This is a genomic window from Sphingomonas sp. (genome assembly GCF_031380695.1).
Lineage (GTDB): Bacteria > Pseudomonadota > Alphaproteobacteria > Sphingomonadales > Sphingomonadaceae > Sphingomicrobium.
Genome location: NZ_JANMWY010000114.1, coordinates 1 through 4,062, shown reverse-complemented (window position 1 = coordinate 4,062; position 4,062 = coordinate 1). Strand labels below are relative to the sequence as shown.

Below are 4,062 nucleotides of genomic sequence, written 5' to 3'. Positions count from 1 at the left end.
TGCGTCCCCGCCACGACATCGGGATTGACGCGGAACGCGACCGGCGCGGCGATCCCCAGCCGGGTCGCGACCTCCGACATCATTTCCGCTTCCACGACCGATTCCAGGTTGAACTGGCACAGCCCGCGCTCCAGCGCATAGGCCATTTCCGGCGCGGTCTTGCCGACGCCCGAAAAGACGATCCGCTCGGGCGGGAAGCCAGCGGCAATCGCGCGGCGATACTCGCCGATCGACACAACATCGGCGCCCAGTCCTTCGGCCGCCAGCGTTGCCAGCACGGCGGCATTGGGGTTGGCCTTGACCGCGTAGGCGACGAGCGGATCATTCCCGCCGACTGCGGCGCGAAACACGTTGGCGTGGCGCTTCATCGTCGCGGCCGAATAGACGTAGACCGGTGTGCCGACGTCGCGCGCGATGGTCGACAGTGCGACTTCTTCGCAATGCAGCGCGCCGCCGCGATGGGTAAAATGGTCCATGATGTGATCCTCAGGCCGCGATCCGGTCGGCGGCGTCGATATGGTTCGGGGAAAGATCCGGCAGATCGTCGAGCTCGCCGAGCAGCGCCGGCAGGTCGTGTTGCTGGACGGTTTCGAGGACGGCTTCGAACCGGTCAATGACGAAGTAGCTGGGCTGGAAATCGTCAATCTTGTAATCGGTCCGAAGCACCCGTTTGAGGTCGAACGCCAGTCGGTTGGGCTTGCTGCTTTCCAGGCTGTAATGCGCCTCGCCGAAGCTCGACAAAATGCCTGCGCCGTAAATCTTCAGCCCGCCGTTCTCGCGCGCCAGGCCGAATTCGACGGTGTACCAGTATAACCGCGCGATGCGGTGGATCGCGCCGAGATCGGCCGCCTGCAGTCCCAGATGGCCAAGCGCCTGCATGAAATCGGCCACCGCCGGTTGCGCCAGCATCGGCACATGTCCGAACAAATCATGGAACGCGTCGGGCTCCTCGAGATAATCGAGCTGGTCGGCCTGGCGGATGAACGCGCCGGCGGGAAAGCGGCGCTCGCTCAAATGGCGGAAGAAGACGTCGTCGGGGACGATGCCGGGGACCGAAACGACCGACCAGCCGGTCCGTGCTGCCAGCCGCTCGTTGACCTCGTCTAGATTAGGCACGCCGGGACGGCTCAGATTGAGCACGTCGAGCCCTTCCTCGAAAGCCGCCACCGCGCGGCCGTGGAGCAGCGTCTGCTGGCGCGCGAACAGCGTGTCCCACACCCAATGATCTTCCTCGGTCAGCTCGTCCCAATGTTGCGGGATGGTCCAGTCGGCGGCGGCACCCGGCGGCGGCGTCGGCGAGGCCAGCGCACCGTGTTTTTCGTGGCCGGGCTGTTCTGGAGCAATGTGGTCGGTCATCGTCGGTCCTCAGAATTCGGCATTAAAAAACCCCGCCGGGGCGATCCTGGCGGGGTCGAATGGAGCGGCTTCGTTAGCGCGCGTCAGTCGTGTCCCGCCTCAGCTGGTAAAATAGTCTTTTTTGAACGTGACGAACGCGCCCGTGACGCGCAGGGCGGACAGGGTGGCGTGAGCCGAAAGAGCGATCGTCGTCATCGCATCGGTCAATGCCCTGAAAACGGGCGGCGAGTCAATGGGATCCCATTATGCCTGCTGGTCGAGAAAGGCTGAAACCTCCTCCAGGGCGACCAACTTGTCGACAAACGCCCCCCCAATGGCGCGCGCCAAAATGAACGGCAGTTTCCCGCCCTCGCGCTTCTTGTCGTGCATCATGTGGGCGACGAGGGTCGCACCGTTGGCCGAGACATTCGCGCTGGCAAGCGTGGTCGGCAGGCCAATTGCGGCAAGGTGAGTGCGCACTCGCTCGGCCTGACTCGCCGGGCACAGCCCCCGAGCGACCGAGAAGTCGAACGCCAGCATTGTCCCCGCCGCGACCGCCTCCCCGTGAAACAGCCGGTCGGAAAAGCCGGTCTCTGCCTCCAGCGCATGACCGAATGTATGACCCAGATTGAGCAGCGCCCGCCGCCCCTTGGTCTCGCGCTCGTCGGCGGCGACGACCTTCGCCTTGCCCGCGACAGCGGTCGCGATGGCGTGGGCCAGCGCGGCGGGATCGCGCGCCAGCACGGCCGCCGCGTTCGCTTCCAGCCACCCGAAAAACTCCGCATCCTCGATCAGCGCATATTTGACGATCTCGGCATAGCCGGCGCGCATGTGGCGGTCGGGCAGCGTCGCGAGGACGGCAGGGTCGATCAGCACCAGCGCCGGCTGGTGGAAAGCCCCGACCATATTCTTGCCGGCGGGCACGTTGATCGCGGTCTTGCCGCCGACCGAACTGTCGACCTGCGCCAGCAACGACGTCGGCACCTGCACGAAATTGCATCCGCGCTTAACGATTGCGGCCGCGAACCCAACCAGGTCGCCGATCACCCCGCCGCCGAAGGCGACGATATGGTCGCTCCGCTCGACTTCCAGCGCGAGCAGTTGATCGACCAGCACTGCCAGCGTGGCCCAGCTCTTGCTCGCCTCACCCACCGGCAACACGATCGGCTCGACCGCAATATTGCCAAGCGCGGCCACGAAGCGCGCTCCCTGTGCCGCCCACACCTGCTCGTCGCTGACGACCACCAGCCGCCCGTCACGCGCCAGCGGCACGAGCAATTCGCCCGCCCGCTCGCACAATCCATGCTCGGTGACGATGTCGTAACTGCGCGGGCCGAATTCGGCCTTGATTGTCGTCACGCGCTCACCCGCACTGCGCGCGGTGGAGCAGTTTCTGATCGGCCAGCACCAGCGCCATCATCGCCTCGACGACCGGCGCGCCGCGAATGCCGACACACGGATCGTGCCGGCCCTTAGTGCTGATCTCGGTCTCGAGGCCGTCGCGATCGACCGTCCGCACCGGGGTGAGGATCGACGAAGTCGGCTTGAACGCAACCCGAACGACCACGTCCTGCCCGGTCGATATTCCGCCCGCGATCCCGCCGCTGTGATTGGCGAGGAACATGCCGCCGCCACGCATCTCGTCGGCATTCTGCTCGCCGCGCAGCCGTGTCGCGCCGAAGCCGTCGCCGATCTCGACCCCCTTGACCGCGTTGATCGACATACAAGCGGCGGCGAGTTCCGCGTCGAGCTTGGCATAGAGTGGCGCGCCCCATCCGGCCGGAACCCCCGACGCGACGCACTCGATCACCGCCCCGACCGACGATCCCGCCTTGCGCGCCTCATCGACGAGCGCTTCCCACCGCGCGGCGGCAGCGACGTCGGGACAGAAAAAGGGATTGGCGTCGATCTGGCCTTCGTCGAAGTTTGCCCGGTCGACCGCGTCCCCGCCAATCTCGACGACATAAGCGCGGATCGTCACCTCGGGCACCACCAGCCGCGCGACCGCGCCCGCCGCCACCCGCGACGCCGTCTCCCGCGCCGAGCTCCGCCCGCCCCCGCGCCAGTCGCGATGGCCATATTTGGCGTCATAGGCAAAATCGGCATGGCCCGGGCGATAGCCGGTGGCGATGTCGCTGTAATCCTTCGACCGCTGGTCAACATTGTCGATCATCAGGCTGATCGGCGTGCCGGTAGTCCGCCCCTCAAACACCCCCGACAGGATGCGCACCTGGTCGGGTTCCTGCCGCTGCGTCGTGAAGCGCGACGTCCCCGGCCGGCGCTTGTCGAGGAACGGCTGCACGTCCGCCTCGCTCAGATGCAGTCCCGGCGGGCAGCCGTCGACCACCGCGCCGATCGCCGGCCCGTGGCTCTCGCCCCAGGTCGAAAAGCGCAACACGCGTCCAAAGCTGTTGACGCTCATGCCGCCCGCCGTTCGAAGATCGCGAAGATGGTGGCGTTGTCGACACGATCCTGAAGATCGCGGCGAATGATGGTGAGCCCATAAGCATGCGCCGCCGCTTCCGACGCGAGAACTCCGCGATCGGCAGAGGCGAGCCCGGCGGCGGCGACTGCGGTGTTCGACGCTTCCTCGGTCGCCACGCGCAGCGCCGCGATCTGCGCCGCACATTGCTTCAGCGCCATCGGGTGCGACACGACTGTGCGAATGTCTTCGATCGCCACGCCCGGCAACGCCATCAGGTGCATCCGCACCAGCAGCGGCTGGCT

The 4,062-nt window shown here is 66.4% G+C and carries 5 protein-coding genes; all 5 read right to left on the bottom strand.

Annotation, left to right across the window (positions count from 1 at the left end; translation table 11 throughout):
• The coding region (locus RMN84_RS04275) for a diaminopimelate decarboxylase family protein (RefSeq protein WP_405051434.1) at positions 1 to 476 on the bottom strand (476 nt) is incomplete at its 3' end.
• Between the two features lie 10 nt (positions 477 to 486).
• On the bottom strand, positions 487 to 1,356 hold the full coding sequence (gene phhA / locus RMN84_RS04270) for a phenylalanine 4-monooxygenase (RefSeq protein ID WP_309610962.1): 870 nt from the start codon (positions 1,354 to 1,356) through the stop codon (positions 487 to 489).
• A 243-nt stretch (positions 1,357 to 1,599) separates the two neighbouring features.
• On the bottom strand, positions 1,600 to 2,694 hold the full coding sequence (gene aroB, locus RMN84_RS04265) for a 3-dehydroquinate synthase (protein ID WP_309610961.1): 1,095 nt from the start codon (positions 2,692 to 2,694) through the stop codon (positions 1,600 to 1,602).
• A 4-nt stretch (positions 2,695 to 2,698) separates the two neighbouring features.
• A complete protein-coding gene (gene aroC / locus RMN84_RS04260) occupies positions 2,699 to 3,757 on the bottom strand; it encodes a chorismate synthase (protein ID WP_309610960.1) in 1,059 nt (352 codons plus the stop codon).
• A partial coding sequence (locus tag RMN84_RS04255; protein WP_309610959.1) for a prephenate dehydratase domain-containing protein occupies positions 3,754 to 4,062 on the bottom strand: 309 nt, incomplete at its 5' end. The genes aroC and RMN84_RS04255, both read right to left, overlap by 4 nt.

Coding starts and splice junctions, on each gene's coding strand:
- phhA (WP_309610962.1), bottom strand. CDS start 1,356: ATGACCGACCACATTGCTCCAGAACAGCCCGGCCACGAAAAACACGGT.
- aroC (WP_309610960.1), bottom strand. CDS start 3,757: ATGAGCGTCAACAGCTTTGGACGCGTGTTGCGCTTTTCGACCTGGGGC.